Origin of the sequence: uncultured Bacteroides sp. (assembly GCF_949298305.1) — a bacterium.
Taxonomy (GTDB): Bacteria; Bacteroidota; Bacteroidia; order Bacteroidales; family Bacteroidaceae; genus Bacteroides.
In genome coordinates, this window is sequence record NZ_CASFWU010000027.1 from 1 (window position 1) to 23140 (window position 23140).

Here is a 23140-nt window from a genome sequence, read left to right on the forward strand (position 1 = left end):
ATACTAATAAACATTAATTTATTTACTAACAATTAAAAACTAAAATTATGGAAATGGAAAAGTTTTATGTAGCTCCGGAAGTGGAAGTTCTGGAGGTAGAAATTGAAAGGGGCTTCGCAGGAAGCAGCACCGATGGCTCGGTAGGTGATATTGAAATCCCTGATGACTTCTAAATAGTAATTATAAATTAAGCATTTATATGAAATCGAAAAAGTTACTTTTAGCGTTGGCTTTGCCTATGGCATTTGCCGCTTGCTCTAACGAAGAGCTTATTGAAAATGGAACAGCTCCTTCTAACAATAATTTAGTGGAGCTTGGTGATAATTTTGTTTTGAGTGTACAAGGCGCTGCTGGGACTACTAGAGGCGTTTGGGAAGTAGATGGAAACTTGAAATGGAGCTGGATTCCTGAAATACTTGCTGATGGAACTGGTGCCAATAGTATGTTAGGAAAATTGAATGTAGCGACTGACGAAATTGGTCTTTGCTGGACTGGTGAATTACCTGATGGAACAGGAAGCATTAGCAGTAACGTATATACCAATTATCAGTTCTTACATGACGGATGGTTGGCTGAAGGTGAGGATGCAGTAGAGTTTGACAATTGTACACAAGCATTAAAAAACGGTGCATTATATTCTAATATTAACGTTGGTTCGTTAAATAATAAATCTGCTTTGAGCGAGATTAAGGCTCAATTGAAAGATGCAAGCAATTATGTAAATGGTCAACCACTGAATTTGAACACTGGTATTTTTAAAACTAGCAACAAGGCTATTTTTGGTGGTAGCTATATAGCTTACTATCCATACAATGAAAACTTTGTTGATGCTGGTTCTTTGCCCGTTGTTTCAAAAGTTGTGTTTGACAATGTTAAAGAAGGAAATGTTTCAGCAGCGCATGTAGCTAAAAATTCAGTTTTAGTAGGTTACGCAAAAAATTTGATAGGTGGTAGCCAAGCTTCCAAATTCAGTATGGATCCTCTTTCTGGAATTATCAGTTTACAGATTAAAGGGACAAGCAAGGAGATTGAAAAAATAGCTTTGTGGAGTGAAGATGGATTTGTTACAAGTGTAAATCTGGATGCAAGTAAGATTAAGAATAATGGTGCTGCTGCAGGTGAAGCATTATATGTATCGGGAAGCAAACAAACAAACGCAACAATCGTTGCTGACCTTAAAGATAATGTAACCCTTTCAGATGCAGCCGTTAAAAGGTTCTATTTCCCCGTATTGCCTACAACAGTTAATAATCTGAAAGTTGTGCTTTATGCAAGTGATAATAGTGTTGCTGTAATTGAAGCAGGTAACTATACAATTGGTGCAGCTGAAGGTGTTAAAGTCGCTGTTAATGCAAAAGCAACAGATTTTGTAGCTAATGCAAAGGTTGCTGTTGATAATGATAGCTTTAATGCTGCTATTGCTAATGAGGGAACAGCAAAGGATCCGATAAAGGTAACAGTTATCGGCGATATAACATTAACTGCTGATGCAACAATTCCTGCATATGTTACAGTAGAAGGTGATAAAATCATCGTTCCGGAAGGTAAGACATTGACTTTGGCTGATAACTCTACTATTAAATCTGATGTAGTAGTGGAAGGTAAAGGATGCTGTAGCGCAGCTAGCGTAAAGGGTGGTATCCTTGCTGTAGAAGGTGCTACAATTGGTGGTAATGTAACTGTTGAAGCAGGTGAGGCTACTCCTGTTGCTGCTGGAACAATCAATTTCACCAAATCTGGGGCAATTGTTGCTAATACAGCAGTGATTGAAACTGTAGGACAAGTTAACTTTACAACTAATGCAAAAGATGTTGTTATCAATGGTACATTGACATTATCAGAGGATGCAGTTGCAGAGGTTGCTGAAGGTGCTGTTGTTGCTGTTAAAGGTGGTACAATCAACAATAATGGAACATTCGAAGTGAAAGGCGACTTCAGTATGCTTGATGCTTCAGGCTCTACTGTTGCTGAGGCTGGCGAGAACTTTGTAAACAATGGAACATTTATCGATAATGTAGGTGCTATCGTAGGTGGTGCTACTCAATATATGGTATTCGGTGAAAAGGGAGATTATATTTGTAAAGTAGATGGTGTTGAACGTATGAATGAAGCATATGAAAACAAAACTGCTTGTAGTACAATTGAAATCATTTCTAACTCTAGAATCACATATACATTTGATAAGATTAAACAACATCATGAGAAAGATGTAAATATTGTGGTTTCAGGTTCTAATGTAACTTTTGAGCCTGCAAAAGCAATTACTATCGGTAACTTAACAGTTAGTAAGAATAAGTACTATGAACTTTATATCAAAACATCTAATACGACTAACACTATCACAGTAAACGGTGATATTACAATCGGGGCTGTATTCTACACAGAAACAGATGTTCGTAATATGAAGGCTAAAAATTTGACTGTTGTTGAAGGCGGTAAGGCCACATTTAAGAATCGTGATAAATCTCAAGATAAGACTTTGGAAGTAAGTGGAACTATCGAAGTACAGAAAGGCGGTACTTTCACTATTAAACCTGCTGAAGTTGGTCAAAATACTGCTTATGTAACTTGTACAAAACTTATCGAGGGCGGTACCTTCAACGGTAAACCTATCGTTGTTAGAAACTAAATATTTGTGCTTTTAGGTTTCTTTTAAAAGTACTGAAATTAATAAATTATTCAGGCTTCCGATATAATCTTTATCGGGAGCCTGTTTTTATTCTAATAAAAGAGAGAATGTATAAAGTTGTTTTAAAATCAATTATTATTGTAAGTAGCTTGTGGATTACTTCTTGCAACTATCAAACTAAAAAGAAAGATCCCAATATATATAAAGGAGAAATACAATTTACAGATACGATCTGTCAATTAGGTACTTTTACACTAACTGCTGACTCTGTTTACACCAACGAATTTATTTTTCAAAACACTGGTCATGTACCTGTAGCCATCCTTAATGTAGTTCCATCTTGCAAATGTATAACAGTTCACTATACTCAAGGAGTAATACAGCCAGGGAAAACCGGAAAAATAAACGTAACATTTGATGGAAAGCAAGCTGCTCCTGGTTATTTCAATAAAAGTGTGAGAGTTAGAATAAATGCTAATCGCGTTTATACATTACGGATGACAGGAACTATAAGTAAATAAAGATCATGAAGGTTGACTATCATGAAATAAGCTAATATGGCTATTTAAAGTATAGGCGATTACTGGTATTCATAAGCTAAAACCATATATTCATTTTTCCAGTTAGCAAAAAACTTTTCCCCAGTTAGGAAAAAATCTTCGTCTAATCATCTAATTGAAAAACACTGTTTTCTGATTGATTCTCTACTCACTACCTTTTTATACTTTTGTTGCCGTATACCGCACATATGAGATGTTTCGACTCCGCTTTGCTCTGCTCAACATGACAAAAAAAGTGGTGTACTGGCCAATAATAAATTTTTGAATGGATGAGTACGGCTTTCTTCTTAAATAACCGCATTCTGCGGTTTCGTCTGTTCGGAGGACATCCGTATGGATGCACGTCAGGCAGCAGGTTACGACATTGCGCAGCAGGAATTGGGAATATTGTTTGCTGCGTTAATAATACGGAGGGCTGAAAACTTACGCTGAAACAAACAAAAAAACTGTACCGGAACCAGCCCCTTCTTCTTCCCTCTACTGGGGGAAGCGATCAGGGGACCTGTTCCGGTACAGTCTTTTATAGCAATGGCTGTGTGTCAGCGGTGGGGTGGGTTAGTCTACCCACTTGCCGTTCATCCAGTCGCAAGCCTTTTTGATGTCTTCCAGTGAAGCGTAAGACAGGTTGGCGTCTACCTTGTTGCCTGTGGCGGCAGCGAAGATGTCGTTGGTGTAGATGCCTTTTTCGCTGTTCACGTTGTTGCTGATGGTGGTGTTGGTGATGCTGGAAGTGCCGTTGACCAGTGCGTTTTCTGTTTCAGCGCTTTCTACCGTCAGTGCCTTGCCTTTGCCGCAGATCTGTGCGTTGTCTATTGTCACCTGAGTACCGCGACGCAGACGTACACCTTGTTTCGAACCGCCGTTACCTACCAGAATCAGGTTTTTCAGCGTGGGGTGAGCCACCGGAGTAGCTTCGTAATTGTTTTCGTTGTTGTCGGCTTCGATCAGGCAGTCGCAGTCGTAACCCAATGTGGCTTCGGCTTCCTGATAGGCTACGATGTCGGTAGCCGTACCGTTCCAGCCTTCAGTCCAGTCGAAAGAGTCGTCGCTGCAGCTGATGACTACCATGTTGCTGACGTTGACCGATCCGCCGAAGAACTCGAAACCGTCGTCCGAACCCTGATAGGCTACACAGTGGTCAACCGTTGTTCCGCTGCCTACACCGTAGAAGCTGATACCGTTGGCTTCGTGCTCTTCGTCGAAGGCATAACCGGTGTATTCCAGACGTACGTATTGCAGAACGCCCGAGTTGTCTTTGTCGTCGCTGCCACCGTATTCGGCACCGCCAATTTCAGAACTTCCTTTGCCGCCTTCAGCATTGGTATGAGCGCGTCCGCAGATGTGGATACCGCCCCATGCGCCGGCCGACTGTTTTTCGGCAGTCATTACGATCGGTGCGTCGGCTGTACCGGTAGCGTTGATTTTGGCTCCCTGCTTGATGAGGATGTAGTCTACGTTGTCATCGTATTTGGAGATGATCTTCACACCTGCCTGAATGTGCAGCGTAGCTCCGGCTTCTACCGTATAGGCACCGCTCAGGTAGTAAGTGTTGCCGGCTCCCAGCGTGATGTCGTTGGTGATGGTGCCTTGCAGGGTGCTTTCGTTGGCCAGTACGTTGTCGCTTAGGGACATTTGGCAATGATGTCTTCGTACGAAGTGTAGGGGTTGGCCTGATTGGCTTTGTTGCCGTCGGCTTCAAATTCGGCATTGGTATAGATGCCTTCTTTGCTGGTCAGGATGCCACTGATGCTTACGTTGCTCATGCTCGATGTTCCGTTGACCAATGCGTTTTCTGTTTCAGCGCTTTCTACGTAGATAGCGTTTTGCTTGCCGTAGATTTCGGCATTTTCGATGGTTACCTGAGTACCGCGGCGCAGGTGTACACCTTTACCGGCTGCACCGTTACCTACAAGGATGAGGTTCTTCAGCGTAGGATGAGCTACGGGAGTGGCGCTGTAGTTGTTTTCGTTGTTGTCGGCTTCGATCAGGCAGTCGCAGGCATAGCCCAGTGTTTCTTCGGCTTCCTGAATGGCGATGAGGTCGGTAGCCGTACCGTTCCAGCCTTCGGTCCAGTCGAAAGAGTCGTCGCTACAGCTGGTGACAACCATGTTGCTGACGTTGACCGATCCGCCGAAGAACTCGAAACCGTCGTCCGATCCTTGGTAAGCCTGGCAGTGGTCAACCGTTGTTCCGCTACCCACGCCGTAGAAGCTGATACCGTTGGCTTCGTGCTCCTCGTCGAAAGCATAGCCGGTGTATTCCAGACGTACGTATTGCAGAACACCCGAGTTGTCTTTGTCGTCGTTGCCACCGTATTCGGCACCTCCAATTTCAGAGCTTCCCTTGCCGCCTTCGGCATTGGTGTGGGCGCGTCCGCAGATGTGGATACCGCCCCAGGCACCCGATTCTTCTTTTTCGGAAGTCATGATGATGGGAGCCGATGCCGTACCTTTGGCGTTGATTTTGGCTCCTTGCTTTATCAGGATGTAGTCTACATTGTCATCGTAAACGGCTACAATCTTTACACCCGGTTCGATGTTCAGGGTAGCGCCTTCTTCTACGGTGTAGGCACCGCTCAGCTTGTAGGTGTTGCCCGACTTCAGGGTTACGTCTTCGGTGATTGTACCGCTCAGCGTAGTGCCGTCGGCTATTCCGCCGTCGTTGTTTGTTGTTTCGTCATCGCTGCATGATGCACCGAGAAGTGCCATGCCGGCCAAAAGGGCCATTGAAAACAATTTTCTGCTCATAATTTAAGTTTTAAGTTTAGTGTTTTGCTGACAAGGAACAAGGCTTCAGACCACGAGGCTTACCCTGTCCTCTTGTCAACTATTGGATTATTACTCTTTATTTTATTGGGTTTACTTTAAACAAGTCTGTTTCCTATGAGTTTCTTTATAGTTACTATCACTTTGGTTTGTCATCCTGAACGAAGTGAAGGGTCTGTTATCACATAGCCTTCGAAAGAGATCCTTCACTACGTTCAGGATGACAGAATGATAACTATGTTATGTACTAAGACAAAAAGTGTACTTTTTAAAGCGGACTCAGTTATTTTCTTATTAACTTGTCCCCTCGTCAACTTGTCAACTTGTTAACTCAAAAATTATAGCTGACGCCCACTTCGAAACCCGTACCTTCCTTGAAGCGTTCCACTTCGATGTATTCGCCCGTCTTGGGCACTTCCTGCTTGAAGACTACGGCGCGGTTCAGCAGGTCGGTCACCTGAAGCTTGGCGCTGAAGTGGCGGCTGAAGCTGTAGCTGGCGTTGAAGTTCAGCGTGTGGACAGCCATCTGGTCGATGTCGCCCAGCTGTGACACGCCGACGGCATGGATGCGCTTGCCCTGCAGGTTGTAGAGGAGCGACAGGTTGAGCTGGCGTTCTTCGCCGAAGCGGGGCGAGTAGGTGAGGTCGGCATTCAGCAGGATGGGCGAGGCGCCTTGCAGCGAACGGTCCTTGTTGGTGTAGGCGCCGCCTTCGGGCAGCTTCACGTTGGTGTACATGTAGGAGACGTTGGCTCCCAGCCGCAGGTCGCGTACCAGCTGTTTGCGCAGTTCCACTTCCACACCGGCAGCCATGCCCTGGTCGGCATTCTGGAAGGAGTGCATCGTGGCACCGCCTTGCAGCTTCTGGATGCGTTCGATGGGTTTGTCGAGGAACTTATAGTAGACCGTTGCCGAAAGCATGTCGCCGTTTTGTGCAAAGCGTTCGTAGCGCAGGTCGAAGTTGTAGTTGTAGCCGTTCTGCAACTCTTCGTTACCGCGTATCTGGGCCGAGCCATAGGATTCCTGGTAGAGGAAGGGAGCCATTTCGATGAACGAGGGGCGCGTCACGGTGCGCGACAGCGACATGCGCAGGTTGTTCCGCTCGTCCATGGAGTATTTCAGGTTGACGGTGGGGAAGAGGTCGTTCTTGTTCAGGTCGCGGCGGCGCTGGTACTTCTGGTCGCCCTCGATGGCATATTCTACCCACTGCCGGGTCATTTCGTAGCGCAGGCCGACGTTGACAAGCAGCGAGCTGAGCGGATAGAAGTCCGTCTGTGCGTAGGCGGCGTAGATGTCCATTCCGGCACGGTAGGTGTCGTGGGGTTGCATCTTGCGTTCGATGACGATGCTGCCGTTCTCCACGTTCGCCTGGTTGAGGAAGCTGTCGGTGTCGTAGATATTGTCGATGACGGGGTTCAGCTTGTTGACGTTGTAGTAAAAGCGGGTACCCATGTAGTCGCGGTCCTTGTTCTTGTAGGCCAGACCCATTTGGACGGAGTTCTGTTCCGCCCAGTTGTAGCGCAGGTCGAGGTTGCCCACCCATTCCTGTTCGTTCAGTTCGCCGAAGTAGCGCATGGTTTCCTGCCGGTTCAGCTTGAAGAGTTGCAGGTTGCCGGCATCGTCCTTGGTGAACATCACCTGGCGGCGGTCGGGTTCTTCGCTGCCTGTCTTGCCGTAGGAGCCTGCCCAGTTCAGCTGCCAGCGGGTGCCGAACTCATGGTGTCCGTTCAGCTGGTGGTTTTGCAGGGTGTAGATGTGGGTGATGTCGTTGCTGCCCCACAGGTTGTGCCCTTCGGCATCCACACCCGCGCGGCTCTGGTAGGAGTCGCTGGCGTTGCGGGCATAGAAGAAGGTGTAGCCGATGCGGTCGTGCCGACGCAGGGTGTAGCCTACGGAGGCCAGGGCAGCCATCTTCAGCGTGGCGGTATATTCGTCGTAGGTGAAGTCGTTCTGTACGTTGCCCGTGGCTTCGAGCGTCTTATAGAAGGCGTCGTCCATGCGTTGCGTCTCGTTGCTGAGGCTCAGCGAGGCCAGCAGGCTCAGCGTCTGGTCGCCGATGCCGAAGTTGCGTCCGAAGCCCAGGTTGCCGCCGAATTCGGGCAGGGCCGTGCGCTTGTCCACGTCGAAGGTGGTGTGGAAGATGTTGTTCTTGGTGACGTACTCGTCGAAGTCCAGCAGCGGCATGTCGTATATCTTTTCGTCCAGCGAAGGAGTCTTGAACAGGGTTCCGTCGCGGTCCATCTGGTAGAAGTCGCGTCCCAGTGTGTTCAGTTGTCCGCCTACGTTGAAGCTGACGTTCAGGAACTCGTCCGTCACGTTCTCCTTGGTGCTGATGTCGATGTGCGCGCCGCTATAGTCGGCAAAGGCACTGGCGTCGTACACCTTGCTGACGGTGATGTTCTGCACCGTGCTCGAAGGGAAGAGGTCGAGCGGGATGAGTTTGTTGTCCGGGTTGGGCGAGGCGATGGGCAGTCCGTTCAGCGTGGTACTGCTGTATCGGTCGCCCAGTCCGCGCACGATGAGCTGGCCGGACTCGGCGATGGAGATGCCCGTTATCTGCTTCACGCCTTCCTGAACGTTGCCGATGCCTTTCAGGCTCATCTCTTTGGCGCCCAGGTTCTCGATGGCCAGTGTGGCCTTCTGGCGTTCTACCTGCAGGGCGCGTTCGCCTTCCAGGTTCTTCCTGGCTACCACCGATACTTCGCCCAGTGTCTGCGCGTCGGTTTCCATCTCGAAGTTCAGCACGGTTTCTCCGCTCACCTTCACCCGGCGGGCGTTGATGTCCACATAGCCCACGTAGCGCACCGTGAGGTCGTACGTGCCGTCGGGTACGTTGAGCGTGTAGCGGCCGTCCACGTCGGCCACGGCTCCGGTCGTGCTGCCTGCCACCTGCACGGTGGCTCCGGTCAGTGGTTCTTTGGTCTGTTTGTCGGTAACTGTTCCCTTGATAGTGCCTGCCAGGGCGGTCATGGCAGATAGGGTAAGGAATAAAATAAGGAAGAGGATTTTTCCCAAGTCAGCTTTCATACTCATCTTTTATTCGTTTCTTTTTTCCGCTGCAAAGGTGGGGAACCCGTGTTACAGGATTGATGCACAGCCGGTACATTCCTTTCTCAATTCTGTTACGAAGATGTTGCAGCCGGGACGGGCTTCTTTTTCTTCCCGCCGGGCCTGCATTTTCGGCTTCGGAAGGTTGGGCGGATGGAGGCAATTCGTTACATTTGCCGATGTCTAACCATCTGTTGATGTCCTATGCCTGTCCTGTATAATGAATTTCCCCTGTTCCTGAAACGGTACTTCCCCTATAAGGTGCAGAAGATTTCGCTCAATGCCGGCTTCACCTGTCCCAACCGCGACGGGACGAAGGGGTACGGCGGCTGTACCTATTGCAACAACCAGACGTTCAACCCCGACTACTGCCGCACGGAGAAGTCCGTGGCGCAGCAGCTGGCCGAAGGGAAACGCTTCTTCGCCCACAAATATCCCGAGATGAAGTATCTGGCCTACTTCCAGGCCTATACCAACACTTACGGCGGACTGGACGAACTGAAACGGAAGTACGAGGAGGCACTGGCGGTGGACGACGTGGTGGGGCTGGTCATCGGAACCCGCCCCGACTGCATGCCCGAACCGCTGCTCCGCTACCTGGAGGAGCTGAACCGCCGGACGTTCCTGCTGGTGGAGTACGGCATAGAGAGCACGGACGATGCCACCCTGCGCCGCATCAACCGCGGGCACACCTTCGGCGAGGCGGCCGAGGCCGTGGAGCGCACGGCGGCCTGCGGCATCCTGACGGGCGGCCACGTCATCCTGGGCCTGCCGGGCGAGACGCACGAGCACATTGTACGCCAGGCGGCCGCCGTCTCGTCACTGCCCCTGACCACGCTGAAGATGCACCAGCTGCAACTCATACGCGGCACGCGCATGGCCGCCGAGTACGAACAGCACCCCGAGGACTTCCACCTGTTCGACGTGGACGAGTACGTGGAACTGGTGGCGGACTACGTGCAGCACCTGCGCCCCGACCTCGTGCTGGAACGTTTTGTATCCCAGTCGCCCAAGGAACTGCTCATTGCGCCTGACTGGGGGCTGAAGAACTATGAATTCAACCACCGTTTGCAAAAAAGAATGAAAGAACTGGGCGCTTATCAGGGGAAGTTGTATGTAAATTAATAAAAATAACGTATTTTTGCGTCACGTATCACTAAATACATCGAAATGAATCAGAAAACATTGATTAAAGGAAAAGTACACTACGTGGGTGTGAACGACCGCAACAAGCACCTCTTTGAAGGCATGTGGCCTTTGCCATACGGCGTATCTTACAATTCTTACCTGATTGACGACGACATTGTGGCGCTGGTCGATACGGTGGATGCCTGCTTCTTCGAAAGCTATCTGCGCAAAATCCGCTGCGTCATCGGCGACCGCCCCATCCAATACCTCATCATCAACCACATGGAGCCCGACCACTCCGGTTCCATCCGACTCATCAAGCAATACTATCCTGACATCGTCATCGTGGGCAACAAGCAGACCTTCGGCATGATTGAAGGCTACTACGGCGTGACGGGCGACCGCTACGAGGTGAAGGACGAGTCTTTCCTCGACCTGGGCCACCACAAGCTGCGCTTCTACCTGACCCCCATGGTACACTGGCCCGAGACGATGATGACCTTCGACGAGACCGACGGCATCCTCTTCTCTGGCGACGCCTTCGGATGCTTCGGCACGCTGGACGGCGGCTTCCTCGACACACGCATCAACCTGGACCGCTACTGGGACGAGATGACGCGCTACTATGCCAACATCGTGGGCAAGTACGGAAACCCCGTGCAGAAGGCGCTGGCCAAGCTGGGCCATCTGCCCATTAACACCATCTGCTCCACGCACGGCCCCGTGTGGACCGAAAACATCCCCCGTGTGGTAGGCATCTACGACCGCCTGAGCCGCTACGAGGCCGAGGAGGGCGTGGTCATTGCCTACGGCAGCATGTACGGCAACACGGAGCAGATGGCCGAAGCCATTGCCGCCGAGCTGTCCGCACAGGGCATCCGCAACATCGTGATGCACAACGTCAGCAAGAGCCATCCGTCCTACATCCTGATGGACATCTTCAAATACCGCGGCCTCATTGTCGGCAGCCCCACCTACAGCAACCAGATTTATCCCGAAGTGGAGTCGCTCCTTTCCAAGATACTGGTGCGCGAGGTCAAGGGACGCTACCTGGGCTGGTTCGGCTCCTTCACCTGGGCCGGTGCAGCCGTGAAGCGCATGGCCGAGTTCGCCGAGAAGAGCAAACTGGAAATCGTGGGCGACCCCGTGGAGATGAAGCAGGCCATGAAGGACATCACCTACGAACAGTGCGAAAACCTGGCACGCGCCATGGCCGAACGGCTGAAGAAAGACAGGCAATAAGCGGCGCGTCTTTAGCGGTTAACGGTTAGTGGTTAGCGGCGTATATAGCGGTTAACGGTTAGTGGTTAGCGGTTAGTAACCGTCCGGATGGATATCAACCATTAACCATTAATCATTAATCATTAACCATTAACCATTATCCATTATCCATTAACCATTATTACTAACCTTATAAATTAATCAGACATGAGACTAATCATCCAGCCGGATTACCAATCCGTATCCAAGTGGGCAGCTCACTACGTAGCCGCCAAAATCAAGGCCGCCAACCCCACGGCCGAGAAACCGTTTGTACTGGGATGCCCCACAGGCTCATCGCCCCTGGGCATGTACAAGGAACTGATAGACCTGAACAAGAAGGGAATCGTCTCCTTCCAGAACGTTGTCACCTTCAACATGGACGAATACGTAGGCCTGCCCAAGGAACACCCCGAAAGCTACTATTCCTTCATGTGGAACAACTTCTTCAGCCACATTGACATCAAGCCGGAGAACACCAACATCCTCAACGGCAACGCTGCCGACCTCGATGCCGAGTGCGCCCGCTACGAGGAGAAAATCAAGTCATACGGAGGCATTGACCTCTTCATGGGAGGCATCGGTCCCGACGGACACATCGCCTTCAACGAGCCGGGTTCGTCGCTCTCCTCGCGCACCCGCCAGAAGACGCTGACTACGGACACCATCATTGCCAACTCGCGCTTCTTCGACAACGACGTGAACAAGGTGCCCAAGACGGCCCTCACCGTAGGTGTAGGCACCGTGCTCAGCGCACGCGAGGTGATGATTATCGTCAACGGACACAACAAGGCGCGCGCCCTCTACCACGCCGTCGAGGGACCCGTGATGCAGATGTGGACCATCAGCGCCCTGCAGATGCACGAGAAGGGCATCATCATTTGTGACGATGCCGCTACCGACGAACTGAAGGTAGGCACCTACCGCTACTTCAAGGACATCGAGGCCGACCACCTCGACCCGCAGTCGTTGCTGAAGTAAGTTCCTTGAACCATTGGAGGAGTTAAGGGAAGCTGTCGTTTCGCCTTGCTCCGTTCAGAAAGTGAAAGGCCGATACTCTTGCAGATGTGGATTTCCGAATCCGTACATCGGTAAGGGTGTCGGTCTTTCACTTTTTGCCTGTTTCTGCGGGTGACGGTTCCGAATCTGTCTGAAAAAGCATAGAGGAATGCCCGATGGGATATCTGCATTCCTGTTGGGGTGGATGCTTGCATTGTCCGCATTGGGTGTTTGCATTGTCCGCGCCCGATGCCTGCATGGCCTTTGCTCGATGCCTGCATGGCTCAATGGGAGTCGCCTGTGTCTGCATCCGGTCGGCAAGGCGGGACGGAAGTGCCGGAATTGGAAAAGAAAAGCCTTCACTCCTTCTTAAATTCGGTTCTTTTGAATCATCCTTCACCGTTTCACAAGTAGCTTTTGCCGTTGATACGCAGGGAGTTGCTGTGAACCTTTATGTTTCACCGTCTTGTGGGAGCGGATGCTCTGCATGGCTTTCGGACCGGGCTGTGAAAGGAACCGCCATGTAACATGGGGAAAAGTGAAATGTAACATGGAGAAAAGTGGAACCGCCCGACAGAAGAGGCATAGTATGTTTCACGCCGGTGCAGGACGGGAAGAAGCGAGGCGCAGGCGAAAGGAACGGATGACAGCGGGCGTGAAATGGATGTTTCACGGAAAACTGCTGACAACTAACGGCTTGCGTCGTTGTGAAGGCGTGAAGGGCTTATCCCTCATCCAGCCATCCTGCGCCCTGGCGTACGATTTCGGCTTCGCCTTGTGTGCAGTCTACGACGGTGGACTTCTCCGTGCCGCCGATGCCGCCGTCTATAATCAGGTCCACCGTGTCGCCCCACTTCTCGTCCATCAGTTCGGGGTCTGTGCCGTACTCCAGGTCTTCGTCCTCGTCCAGGGGCAGGGTGGTGGTCATGATGGGGGCGTCCAGCAGGCGGGCAATCTCCTGGATGATGGGGTTGTCAGGCATACGGATGCCCACCTCCTTGCGGTTGCGGAAGATTTTGGGCAGGCGGGTGGTTCCGTTCAGGATGAAGGTGAAGGGGCCGGGCAGGTTGCGCTTCATCAGCTTGAAGGTGGTGTTGTCCACCTTGGCATACTCGCTGATGCTGCTCAGGTCGTAGCAGATGATGGAGAGGTTGTTCTTGCGCGGGTCGATGCCTTTCAACTGGCAGATGCGCTCGATGGCGCGTTCCTTCAGGCCGTGGCAGCCGATGGCGTACATGGTGTCGGTGGGGTAGATGAGGAGGCCGCCGTCGTTCAGCAGGTCGATCACCCGTTGCAGGTCGGCGGGGCTGTTGTTCTTGTTGTAGAGTTTCAGGAGCATGGCAATGGTATTAGTTCCTGCAAATGTAGTAAAAAATGTCCGCTTCCGTTTTATTCCTTCCGCATTTCCTTCTCCAGTTTCTTGATTTTCTTCCACGCTTCCTTGAACTTGGGGCAGAGGGTGACGGCTTTCTCGTAGTTGCGCATGGCGGCCTCGCACATGTCGTGCTTCAGGCATTCGTCGCCCATGGTGATGTATTCGCGGGCGTACTTCACCAGGGCCTTCTCCTTCTGCTGCGCGGCGGCGCGGAGGGCGCGGTTCTCGTCGCGCAGGCGGTTGATGACGTTCAGCTTGCGGCGGATGAGGCGCTGGGCGGCGGGGCGCTCGATGTCGTAGCGGGAGTGGATGGCCTTGAAGAACTCGCTGAGGAAGGTGTCGAAGTCGCCCTGGTCGAAGGCGCGGGCGGCCGCCGCATACTGCACGTCGGCCTGTGCCTGCTTCAGGGCGCGGTCTATGGACTGGCGGTTGTTGAAGCGTTGGGCGAACTGGACGATTTCGGGCCGTACGAAGATGTCGGCGCGGCCGATGGGCTTCTTCAGGCTGATGCCTTCCAGCGAGGTGCAGCGGCTCAGGGCTACGTAGGCTTGTCCGCCGGCAAAGACGCCGCCGGTGAAGTCGATGACCACGCGGCTGAAGGTCAGTCCCTGGCTCTTGTGGACGGTGATGGCCCAGGCCAGGCGCACGGGGAACTGGGTGAAGGTGCCCAGCTCTTCCTCTTCAATCTCTTTCTTTTCTTCGTTGTAGGTGTAGCGGATGTTGCGCCACGACTCGCGCTTCACGTCGCAGGCGCGGCCGTCGTCGGTGGTGATGTAGAGCGTCTCGCCGTCCAGGTCGAAGCCGCTCACCACGCCGATGGTGCCGTTCACCCAGCGTCGTTCGTAATCGTTCTTGATGAAGATGACCTGTGCGCCGGGCTTCAGCACCAGCTCCTGCGGGGTGGGCAGGCTGCTTTCGGGGAAATCGCCCCGTATCTCGCCGCGGAAGGTCTCGGGCTCGCCGGGCAGTTCCCTGAGGCGGCGCTCATTGATGTAGTCCACGTTGTCGCGGCGGGTGGCCAGGGTGATGTAGAGGTCATCGCCGTCTGTCTTCTCCATGCCGGTGCCGTAGCGGGTGTTGAGCAGTTGCAGGTCGGCGGCTCCGGCGGTGTTGTTGCGGATGTGGTCCAGCACGCCGATGAACTTCGGGTCGCTCTGCCGGTAGACCTTCTGCAACTCGACGGACACCAGCTCTATCTGGCTGAACACGCGGGCCGAGAAGAAGTAGGGGCTGGGGTAGAAGCGGTTCAGAATCTCGCGCTCGTCGCTCTTCACCACCGGTTCCAGCTGGAATACGTCGCCCACCAGCAGCACCTGCTTGCCGCCGAAGGGCTCGCGCAGGTTGTGGCTGTAGACGCGCAGGATGCGGTCGACGGCGTCGATGATGTCGGCCCGGACCATGGAAATCTCGTCGATGATGACCAGCTCCAGCTTCTCCAGCAGCTTGCGGTGGGGCTTGGTGTACTTGAAGAACTCGTGGATGCGTCCCTTCTGGAGGCTCAGGTTGGGGTCATCGGGCAGCAGGGGATGGAAGGGCAGCTTGAAGAAGCTGTGCAGGGTGCTTCCGCCGGCGTTGATGGCGGCGATGCCCGTGGGTGCCAGTACCACGTGCTTCTTGCGCACGTTGTCGCAGACGTAGCGCAGGAAGGTCGACTTGCCCGTGCCGGCCTTCCCCGTCAGGAAGAGCGACTGGCGGGTGTACTTCACGAGGTTCAGTGCGTCCTGAAACTCACGGTTGCTGGTGTCGGGGATGAAGGAGGGCAAGTTGTTAATGGTGAATGATTAATGGTTAATGGTGAATGGTAAATGGTGAATGATTAATGGGTTGCTAATGGTTAGTGGTCGGTGGTGAATGATTAAAGATTGGCAGTCAGTGGCCACTATCCATCCGGATGGGCATTCACCATTCACCATTTACCATTCACCATTAACCATTGTTGAATTCCTTCCGCCACCCCGTCCTCGTCCACCGAGGTGGTGACGTAGTCGGCGGCGGCTTTTACGTGGTCGGCGGCGTTGCCCATGGCGATGCCGATGCCGGCGTGGCGCAGCATGGGGATGTCGTTGCCGCCGTCGCCGAAGGCCAGGGTGTCTTCCAGGCGGATGCCGAAGTGGCGGATGATTTCATCCATGCCCCGCTGCTTGGTGTTGCCCAAGGCGGTGACGTCGGTGAAGGCGGGATGCCAACGGCCTATCTCGCAGTGGGGGATGTGCGGCCGCACTTCCGCCTCCTGTGCCTCGTCGATGAAGGGTGTCAGTTGGAAGACCTCCTTTCCACGGATGGCCTCTTCGGTCGTCAGGGTGGGGATGGGGGTGGTCACCTTCAGGTGCTGGTGGAAGATGGCGTCCACCCGCTCGTCCGGCTGGCAGGCGCAGATGTCATGCTCGCCTACTACGATGCAGGGAATGCTCCGCGTGGTGCAGTAGGCGGTCAGGGTGCGCACGTCTGTCTCGGGGATGGGGCTCTTGTAGATGACCTCGTCGCCCACGAAGCAGTAGGCGCCGTTCATGGTGATGTAGCCGTCTATCAGTCCCCGCTCCTGCAAGGCACCGAGGTTATTGATGATGATGCGCGGCCGTCCCGTGGCGATGAAGATGCGGTGTCCCGCAGCCTTGGCGGCCGTGAGCGCACGGACAGCCGAGGCGGGTATTTCGTGGGTGTGGAAGCTGACCAGCGTTCCGTCAATATCGAAAAACAGGGCTTTCGTCATAGTGTATGTCTTAGTTCGGGGCACAAATGTAGCGATTTTGGATGGAATAAGCTAATTCAAGTTTCGGGTTTACCGAAACTTGCAGAAATTAAAGGAGTTAAAAGGAGTTATCGCCCACCAGGGTGGGCTCAGGAGTTAAAGGCCAATAGACGAGATAATGAAGAATGAGGAATGAAGAATGAGGAATGAAGAATGAAGAATTAAAAATGAAAAATGAAAAATTAAGAATGAGGAATGAAGAACTTCTGCGCTCCATTAACCGTTCATCATTAACCATTAACCATTACCAAACTATCGGCTTTAATTTCTAACAAAGCACAGCGAAGTGGTAACTTCTATGACTTCTTAACTTCCAAAGGAATATTAAACCCGAAACTTAGGTTAGGAAAGAGTACTGTGATTGGCCGGGGATACTTGCGGGTGAAACCGGGAAAGGGTTATAGCAGTCCTAATCTGAACGATACTCGGAAGTTCTACTTGTTTTATCCGATTTGTCAGACATCGTCTGACAAATTGAGTCGGTCGCATATCTGTGAGCTGATAACCATTGACGGATCTTGGAGAAGAAACGGCATAACGGGTTCGACTCGGGATGCACTGAAGCGTTTGGTTGATGGGATATTGGCGGGGGACAGGTGAATAGGAAACGGGTCGTCCGCCAGTAGTTTTCCCTCCCTCCCCCTCTATGCAATGGCAAAGATATTTCGTACCTTTGCCGTCCCTAACCATAAAACTAGTTATTGTATGAACAGACATTCTTTGAAAGACTGGCTGGTGGCCGTGAGGCCCTGGTCGTTTCCCGCTTCGGCCATGCCTGTGGCGGTGACGTTGGCCTACCTCTACTGGGCCGGCAGTGATGTGAATTGGGTGAACGGTGTGTGGGCGCTGCTCAACATCGTGGTGTTTCATGCCGCAGGCAATACGTGGAGCGACTACTTCGACTACAAGCACCGGGTGGACCGCGAGGACACCCACGGCGTGCGCACGCTGACGGGCGGCCAGTTCCGTCCCGAGGAGATATACCGCCTGTCGCTCTCGCTGCTCGTGGTGGCGGTGCTGGGCGGCGTGGGGCTGCTGCTGCGCACGGGACTTCCTTTGTTATACATCGGCATCGGCGGGGCGGCCTGCACGCTGCTCTATCCGACGCTGAAGTATCGCGCCCTGGGCGATGTGGTCATCTTCCTGGCCTACGCCCTGCTGCCCATGCTGGGCACGGCCTATGTGGCCACGGGCGTGGTGGACTGGGAGACGATGTGGGCGGGCGTGCCCGTGGGGCTCATCACGGTGGCCATCCTGCACGCCAACAATACGCGCGACATGCAGACCGACGTGCGTGCCGACATCCGTACCCTGGCCATGACCCTGGGCGGACGGGCTTCCATGTACCTCTACTGCGCCGAGGTGCTCTTCCCCTTCGGCTGGGTGGCCGGCTGTGCGGCGGGCGGCGTGTTCCCCTGGTGGACGCTGCTGGTGCTGGTGGCACTGGCGCCTGCCTTGGGCAATGTGCGCCTCATGGCCCGTTATCCCGTTGTGGGCATGGAGGGCATCTCCCGCCTGGACGAGCTGACGGCCAAGCTCCAGCTGATGTTCAGCCTGCTCCTTGTAGTGTCGTTCGTAGTGGCCCGTCTGTTGTCATGAAGCGGCTGGTGTTTACCCTCGTGCTGGCCGCCGTGCTGTGGACGGTGATGTTCTCGCCCCTGACGGCGCCTCACGTCAGCTTCTGGTGGATGATGACCGCCTCGGCCCTGACGCTCTCCCTCCTGTCCACGTGGTTCAACCCCGGCTGGTGGAGGCAGGTGCGCTGGAGCGCGGGCGACGTCTGCCTGGGCGTGGCTATTGCCGCCGCCCTGTGGGGCGTGTTCTGGACGGGCGACAAGGTCTCTTCCTGGCTCTTCGACTTCGCCCGTCCGCAGGTCAACCTGATATACGGCATGAAGGAGGGCGAGTCGCCCTGGCTGCTTTCCGTCCTGATGCTGTTTCTGATAGGCCCGGCCGAGGAAATCTACTGGCGCGGCTACGTGCAGCGCACGCTCTCCGCCCGCTGGGGAGCCAATGCGGGCTTCGTGGTGGCCACGGCGCTCTATGCGCTGGTGCATGCCGGTTCGTGCAACTTCATGCTCGTGATGGCGGCGCTGGTGGCGGGTGTGGTGTGGGGCGGCCTCTACCGCTTCTTCCCCCAGCACATGGCGGCCATCATCGTGTCCCATGCCGTGTGGGACGTGGCGGTGTTCGTCTGGTTCCCCATCTGAACTATGAGCTACAAGCTGCGTGTGACGAGCTACGAGTTGCCTTACTCCTTGATTACAACCTATGAATCAACTTGCGAAACTTAAATCCATAAAGATATGACTTACAATTTTGACGAACTGATTGACCGCCGCGGCACCGACTCGGTGAAGTGGGACGGTATGAAGAATGTGTGGGGGCGGAACGACCTGACGGCCCTGTGGGTGGCCGACATGGACTTCCGCACACCGCCCTTTGTGATGGAGGCCCTGCGCCGCCGGCTGGAGCACGAGGTGCTGGGCTATACGATGGCCTGCGAGGGCTGGGACACGGCCATCTGTAGCTGGTTGCAGAAACGCCATCGGTGGAACGTGAAGACTGACTGGCTGACCTTCGTGCCGGGCATTGTGCGGGCACAGGCCTTCGCCCTGCTCTGCTTCACGCAGCCGGGCGACCGCGTGCTGGTGATGCCCCCCGTCTACCATCCCTTCTTCCTTGTCACCGAGCGGCTGAAGCGCCGGGTGGTGCGCTCGCCCCTCGACCTGCGCGACGGGCACTATCACATCGACTTCGACCGCCTGCGCCGCGACGTGCAGGGCTGCCGGGCACTCATCCTCTGCAATCCGCACAACCCCGGCGGACGTGTCTGGACGGAGGACGAACTGCGCCGCGTGGCCGACATCTGCCGGGAGAGCGGCACGCTGGTCATCTCCGACGAGATACATGCCGACCTCACCCTGCCGCCCTACCGCCATCGTCCCTTTGCCACGGTGAGCGAGGCGGCTGCCGCGAACTCCATCACCTTCATGGCACCCAGCAAGACATTCAACATGCCCGGCCTGCAAAGCTCCTTCGCCATCGTGCCGGACGACGGCCTGCGTGCCCGCTTCCGGGAGTTCATGGAGGCCGGCGAGTTCTGCGAAGGGCATCTCCTGGCCTACATCGGCTGCAAGGCCGCCTATGAACAGGGCGAGGAGTGGCTGGAGCAACTGCTGGCCTACATCGGGGGCAACATCGACTTCACCGAGGCCTACTTGCGCGAGCACATCCCCTCCATCGGCATGATACGCCCGCAGGCTTCCTACCTCATCTTCCTCGACTGCCGTCGCCTGGGCCTGTCGCAGGACGGGCTGGAACATCTCTTTGCCGACCGTGCCCGCCTGGCCCTGAACACCGGCACCACCTTCGGCGAACCCGGACGGGGCTTCATGCGGCTCAACGTGGGCTGTCCCCGTGCGCAGCTGGAGCAGGCGCTGAAGCAGCTGGCCGAGGCTGTGAACAGCCGCTGAAGAGGCATTCCGTAGCGTTCTGCAAGGGGACGGACTGACGAGTACACAAGGCATCTGCCCGTGTCTCCGTCGGCCCGTCCCCTTGTTTTGGGGGATGCTTGTACGGTCCGCGCAGGATGCTTGCACGGTCCGCGCAGGATGCTTGCATGGTCCGCGCGGGATGCTTGCATGGTCCAGGCGGGATGCAAGCGCCCTTCACGGGCCGTACAGATACCTACTTCCTGCCATCTTCCTTCCCATTATACCCTCTTTTGGGTATTGTTACCTTTTTTAACTACCTCTACCTTTGCGGCATCAGAAATTTATAAAAAATAAACGAAATGATACGAAAGGTTGGAGCAATGTCCCTCGGCCTGATGCTCTGTGCAGGAGCACTTTACGGCGGAAACGGGACGGAACCGGAACAGGAGGCCGCACGCACGGCCCGGCTGAAAAGCATCGAGAAAGTGGAGCACACCCCCGAGGCGGCTCCGAAGAAGAGCAGGCTGACCCTCGGCGGATATGGCGAGGCGGTCTACAGCCGCAACTTCTACAGTGACAACTACCTGCGCTACGACAGTCCGCAGAACTACAAGAACGACACGCACGGCCGCTTCGACCTTCCCCATGTGGTCATCATGCTGGGCTACGACTTCGGCAAGGGCTGGACCATGGGCACCGAAATAGAGTTTGAGCACGGCGGCACGGAGAGCGCCGTCGAGATTGAGGAACACGAGGGCGGCGAGTACGAGGCCGAAGTGGAGCGCGGCGGCGAAGTGGCCCTCGAGCAGTTCTGGATTCAGAAGTCCTTCTGTCCGCAGTTCAACATCAAGCTGGGGCACATGGTGGTGCCTGTCGGCATGACCAACGCCCACCACCTGCCCACCGAGTTCTTCGGCGTCTACCGCCCCGAGGGCGAGAACACCATTCTGCCCTGCACGTGGCACGAGACGGGCGTCAGCCTCTGGGGACGTGCCGGCCAGTGGCGCTACGAGGTCATGCTGCTGCCCGGTCTGGACTCCGACCGCTTCGGCAGCAAGGACTGGGTGAAGGGCGGAGCGGGCAGCCCCTACGAGTTCAAGATAGCCAACGCCATGGCCGGCGCCTTCCGTGTGGACAACTACTCGGTGAAGGGGTTGCGCCTCTCGCTCAGCGGCTATGCGGGCAACTCCTTCAGCAACACCCTGAAGCAGGCCACCAATGCCGTCTACGATGACGTGAAGGGTACGGTGCTCATCGGTTCGTTCGACTTCTGCTACGATGCCCACAACTGGGTGGCGCGCGGCAACTTCGACTACGGCCACCTGTCCGATGCCGACCTCATCACCCGCTACAACCAGAGCTTCTCCAAAGACTCCCCATCGCCCAAGCAGCCGGTGGCCTCGGACGCCATTGCCACGGGTGTGGAGGCAGGCTATGACTTCCTCTCCCTCTTCCGCAAGGGGGGCGACAAGGAGCAGCGCCTCTACCTCTTCGGCCGCTACGAGTACTACGACTCCATGTACAAGACCGCCAAGGCCGTGACCCACTATACGGAGTATGGCCGCCAGCGCCTGGCCGTGGGTCTGAACTACTATCCCATGAAAGAGATTGTGGTCAAGGGCGAATATTCCATCGGCCTGCTCAAGAGCCGGTTCAACAACGAACCCGCCATCTCGCTGGGCGTGGCCTATGCGGGGTTCTTCAACCTGTGATGCAGGTCTTTCCCCCGCTTATTGCTTGATAGTTTGAATACATTCTATAATAACCCCAAAACATAAGACACAATGAAAACGTATCTGAAATTTCCGCTCTATCTGGCTCTGGGAGCCATGATGGGCATGAACCTGGCGGCTTGCAGCGATGACGACGAGCCGGAAGTAGAAACCGGACTGACCGCCCAGGAAGAGGCACTGAAGGCTGTTGTTTCCGACTTTGCAGACAAGACCGTCATCCCCACTTATCAGGGCATGGCCGATGCCGCCATGCAGCTGCACGGCCTGTGCATCGACATCCGCTCGAAGAAGCAGGCGGGTACGCTGACCACCGCCGACGTGGAGGCCGCCTGCCAGGCCTGGAAGCTGGCACGCGACTATTGGGAGAAGAGCGAGGCTTGGCTGTTCGGCCCTGCGGGCGACTATAACGTAGACCCCCACATCGACTCCTGGCCGTTGGACAAAACGGGCATGGACGCCCTGCTGAACAACCCCGCCCAGATGGCGCAGATGGACGACGAAGGCAACTATGTGGGCAACTACCTGGGCTATGCCCTCCAGGGCTTCCACGCCATCGAGTACCTGCTTTTCGAACTGACCAACACCAATGCCAGCGGAAACGCTACAGCCAGTTCGACCAGCGTGGCTCATAACCTGAACTATACCACCGAGCAGCTGAACTACCTCGTCGGGCTGGCAGGCGACCTGCGCAACCAGTGCATCCTGCTGGAGGCCTGCTGGGCAGGAACGGAGAACGTTTCGGCCGAGAAGCAGCAGATTCTGACCGACACCGAGCTGGACAAGGGCAAGAACTTCGGCCAGAACATCAAGAACGCCGGGGCGGCGGGCAGCGAGTACAAGAACTACCTGGACGTGGTTTACGACATGATAACCTCCGGCATACAGAACATAGCCAACGAGGTGGGCAACATCAAGATTGGCAACCCCACGGGCAAGGGCCTGCCTTCGGGCGGCATGGAGTACGACCCCAGCTACATCGAGTCACCCTACAGCCTGAACTCCATCCGCGACTTCCAGGGCAACGTCATCAGCATCCGCAACGCCTACCAGGGCTCGCCTTCGGTAGACGGCACCATCCAGACGGCTACCCACACCCTGAGCTCGTACATCGCCACGGTCAACGCCGACCTGGACAAGCGGGTGAAGGCAGCCATTCAGGACGCCTACGACAAGATAAGCCTGATGGGCGAGCCCTTTGCCTACACCTGCGGAGCAAAGGAGTATGACCCAATCAACCAGGATGCCATCAACGCCTGCAACGTGATGAACGACATCTTCAACGAGGTGAAGACGGTGTTGCAGGCCAACCATTGATTATTCTTGCGAGTTAGTGTCGAGGCACACAGACGGCACAGACGGGGAAAGATGCCCACAGATAGAAAAGACGTCCTTCCGATGGGATAAGAAAGATAACTGTGACAATCTGTACTCTCTGCGTTATCTGTGTGCCCTATCTGCT

Annotated in this window: 17 protein-coding genes; 11 read left to right on the plus strand and 6 right to left on the minus strand. The window is 54.4% G+C overall.

The window, feature by feature from the left end; genetic code table 11:
* Positions 1-47 precede the first annotated feature (47 nt).
* From Q1Y74_RS05310 to Q1Y74_RS05320, 3 genes are all read left to right on the plus strand, one after another.
* The gene (locus Q1Y74_RS05310) at positions 48-173 is read left to right on the plus strand and encodes a hypothetical protein (protein ID WP_300812688.1); all 126 of its coding nucleotides are present in this window, start codon (positions 48-50) and stop codon (positions 171-173) included.
* A gap of 26 nt (positions 174-199) precedes the next feature.
* Positions 200-2629 (plus strand): hypothetical protein, encoded by a 2430-nt coding sequence (locus Q1Y74_RS05315; protein ID WP_300812689.1) that lies wholly within the window; start codon positions 200-202, stop codon positions 2627-2629.
* Between the two features lie 107 nt (positions 2630-2736).
* Positions 2737-3150, plus strand: a complete 414-nt coding sequence (locus Q1Y74_RS05320; protein ID WP_300812690.1) for a DUF1573 domain-containing protein — start codon at positions 2737-2739, stop codon at positions 3148-3150.
* Between the two features lie 594 nt (positions 3151-3744).
* On the opposite strand, the gene Q1Y74_RS05325 is transcribed toward Q1Y74_RS05320, so the two are convergent.
* The 3 genes from Q1Y74_RS05325 to Q1Y74_RS05335 form a co-directional block, all read right to left on the minus strand.
* Positions 3745-4821, minus strand: coding sequence for a hypothetical protein (locus Q1Y74_RS05325; RefSeq protein WP_300812691.1), 1077 nt, complete (start codon positions 4819-4821; stop codon positions 3745-3747).
* On the minus strand, positions 4812-5936 hold the full coding sequence (locus Q1Y74_RS05330) for a hypothetical protein (RefSeq protein WP_300812693.1): 1125 nt from the start codon (positions 5934-5936) through the stop codon (positions 4812-4814). The genes Q1Y74_RS05325 and Q1Y74_RS05330 overlap by 10 nt, the downstream gene beginning before the upstream one ends.
* Before the next feature lie 349 nt (positions 5937-6285).
* The gene (locus Q1Y74_RS05335) at positions 6286-8985 is read right to left on the minus strand and encodes a TonB-dependent receptor (protein ID WP_300812694.1); all 2700 of its coding nucleotides are present in this window, start codon (positions 8983-8985) and stop codon (positions 6286-6288) included.
* 219 nt (positions 8986-9204) lie between these two features.
* Here Q1Y74_RS05335 and Q1Y74_RS05340 point away from each other — a divergent pair, with 219 nt between their 5' ends.
* From Q1Y74_RS05340 to nagB, 3 genes are all read left to right on the plus strand, one after another.
* Positions 9205-10125, plus strand: coding sequence for a TIGR01212 family radical SAM protein (locus tag Q1Y74_RS05340; RefSeq protein ID WP_300812695.1), 921 nt, complete (start codon positions 9205-9207; stop codon positions 10123-10125).
* A 45-nt stretch (positions 10126-10170) separates the two neighbouring features.
* Complete coding sequence (locus tag Q1Y74_RS05345; RefSeq protein ID WP_300812696.1) at positions 10171-11370, plus strand: FprA family A-type flavoprotein; 1200 nt, start codon at positions 10171-10173, stop codon at positions 11368-11370.
* A gap of 186 nt (positions 11371-11556) precedes the next feature.
* Positions 11557-12369 (plus strand): glucosamine-6-phosphate deaminase, encoded by an 813-nt coding sequence (gene nagB / locus Q1Y74_RS05350; RefSeq protein ID WP_300812697.1) that lies wholly within the window; start codon positions 11557-11559, stop codon positions 12367-12369.
* Positions 12370-13111: 742 nt separating this feature from the next.
* Here nagB and Q1Y74_RS05355 read toward each other — a convergent pair.
* From Q1Y74_RS05355 to Q1Y74_RS05365, 3 genes are all read right to left on the minus strand, one after another.
* Positions 13112-13726: an L-threonylcarbamoyladenylate synthase gene (locus Q1Y74_RS05355; RefSeq protein ID WP_300812698.1), complete on the minus strand. Its 615-nt coding sequence runs from the start codon at positions 13724-13726 to the stop codon at positions 13112-13114.
* A gap of 50 nt (positions 13727-13776) precedes the next feature.
* Positions 13777-15525 carry an AAA family ATPase gene (locus Q1Y74_RS05360; protein ID WP_300812699.1) on the minus strand — a complete coding sequence of 583 codons (1749 nt, stop codon included), beginning with the start codon at positions 15523-15525 and terminating at the stop codon, positions 13777-13779.
* A gap of 143 nt (positions 15526-15668) precedes the next feature.
* Positions 15669-16472 (minus strand): Cof-type HAD-IIB family hydrolase, encoded by an 804-nt coding sequence (locus Q1Y74_RS05365; RefSeq protein WP_300812700.1) that lies wholly within the window; start codon positions 16470-16472, stop codon positions 15669-15671.
* 744 nt (positions 16473-17216) lie between these two features.
* Between Q1Y74_RS05365 and Q1Y74_RS05370 the strand changes: the two genes are divergently transcribed.
* The 5 genes from Q1Y74_RS05370 to Q1Y74_RS05390 all read left to right on the plus strand — a co-directional run bounded on the left by Q1Y74_RS05370 (position 17217) and on the right by Q1Y74_RS05390 (position 22995).
* A complete protein-coding gene (locus tag Q1Y74_RS05370) occupies positions 17217-18110 on the plus strand; it encodes a prenyltransferase (RefSeq protein WP_300812701.1) in 894 nt (297 codons plus the stop codon).
* Positions 18107-18721 carry a CPBP family intramembrane glutamic endopeptidase gene (locus tag Q1Y74_RS05375; protein WP_300812702.1) on the plus strand — a complete coding sequence of 205 codons (615 nt, stop codon included), beginning with the start codon at positions 18107-18109 and terminating at the stop codon, positions 18719-18721. The genes Q1Y74_RS05370 and Q1Y74_RS05375 overlap by 4 nt, the downstream gene beginning before the upstream one ends.
* A 96-nt stretch (positions 18722-18817) precedes the next feature.
* Entirely contained in the window at positions 18818-19987 is a 1170-nt protein-coding gene (locus Q1Y74_RS05380; RefSeq protein ID WP_300812703.1) for a MalY/PatB family protein, read from the plus strand.
* Positions 19988-20307: 320 nt separating this feature from the next.
* Positions 20308-21660 (plus strand): hypothetical protein, encoded by a 1353-nt coding sequence (locus tag Q1Y74_RS05385; RefSeq protein WP_300812704.1) that lies wholly within the window; start codon positions 20308-20310, stop codon positions 21658-21660.
* Positions 21661-21732: 72 nt separating this feature from the next.
* Positions 21733-22995, plus strand: coding sequence for an imelysin family protein (locus Q1Y74_RS05390; RefSeq protein ID WP_300812705.1), 1263 nt, complete (start codon positions 21733-21735; stop codon positions 22993-22995).
* Positions 22996-23140: the final 145 nt, after the last annotated feature.

Excerpts from the sequence above, each read along its gene's own strand:
- Q1Y74_RS05310 (WP_300812688.1), top strand. The coding sequence starts at position 48 with ATGGAAATGGAAAAGTTTTATGTAGCTCCGGAAGTGGAAGTTCTGGAG.
- Q1Y74_RS05315 (WP_300812689.1), top strand. The coding sequence starts at position 200 with ATGAAATCGAAAAAGTTACTTTTAGCGTTGGCTTTGCCTATGGCATTT.
- Q1Y74_RS05320 (WP_300812690.1), top strand. The coding sequence starts at position 2,737 with ATGTATAAAGTTGTTTTAAAATCAATTATTATTGTAAGTAGCTTGTGG.
- Q1Y74_RS05325 (WP_300812691.1), bottom strand. The coding sequence starts at position 4,821 with ATGTCCCTAAGCGACAACGTACTGGCCAACGAAAGCACCCTGCAAGGC.
- Q1Y74_RS05330 (WP_300812693.1), bottom strand. The coding sequence starts at position 5,936 with ATGAGCAGAAAATTGTTTTCAATGGCCCTTTTGGCCGGCATGGCACTT.
- Q1Y74_RS05335 (WP_300812694.1), bottom strand. The coding sequence starts at position 8,985 with ATGAGTATGAAAGCTGACTTGGGAAAAATCCTCTTCCTTATTTTATTC.
- Q1Y74_RS05340 (WP_300812695.1), top strand. The coding sequence starts at position 9,205 with ATGCCTGTCCTGTATAATGAATTTCCCCTGTTCCTGAAACGGTACTTC.
- Q1Y74_RS05345 (WP_300812696.1), top strand. The coding sequence starts at position 10,171 with ATGAATCAGAAAACATTGATTAAAGGAAAAGTACACTACGTGGGTGTG.
- nagB (WP_300812697.1), top strand. The coding sequence starts at position 11,557 with ATGAGACTAATCATCCAGCCGGATTACCAATCCGTATCCAAGTGGGCA.
- Q1Y74_RS05355 (WP_300812698.1), bottom strand. The coding sequence starts at position 13,726 with ATGCTCCTGAAACTCTACAACAAGAACAACAGCCCCGCCGACCTGCAA.
- Q1Y74_RS05365 (WP_300812700.1), bottom strand. The coding sequence starts at position 16,472 with ATGACGAAAGCCCTGTTTTTCGATATTGACGGAACGCTGGTCAGCTTC.
- Q1Y74_RS05370 (WP_300812701.1), top strand. The coding sequence starts at position 17,217 with ATGAACAGACATTCTTTGAAAGACTGGCTGGTGGCCGTGAGGCCCTGG.
- Q1Y74_RS05375 (WP_300812702.1), top strand. The coding sequence starts at position 18,107 with ATGAAGCGGCTGGTGTTTACCCTCGTGCTGGCCGCCGTGCTGTGGACG.
- Q1Y74_RS05380 (WP_300812703.1), top strand. The coding sequence starts at position 18,818 with ATGACTTACAATTTTGACGAACTGATTGACCGCCGCGGCACCGACTCG.
- Q1Y74_RS05385 (WP_300812704.1), top strand. The coding sequence starts at position 20,308 with ATGATACGAAAGGTTGGAGCAATGTCCCTCGGCCTGATGCTCTGTGCA.
- Q1Y74_RS05390 (WP_300812705.1), top strand. The coding sequence starts at position 21,733 with ATGAAAACGTATCTGAAATTTCCGCTCTATCTGGCTCTGGGAGCCATG.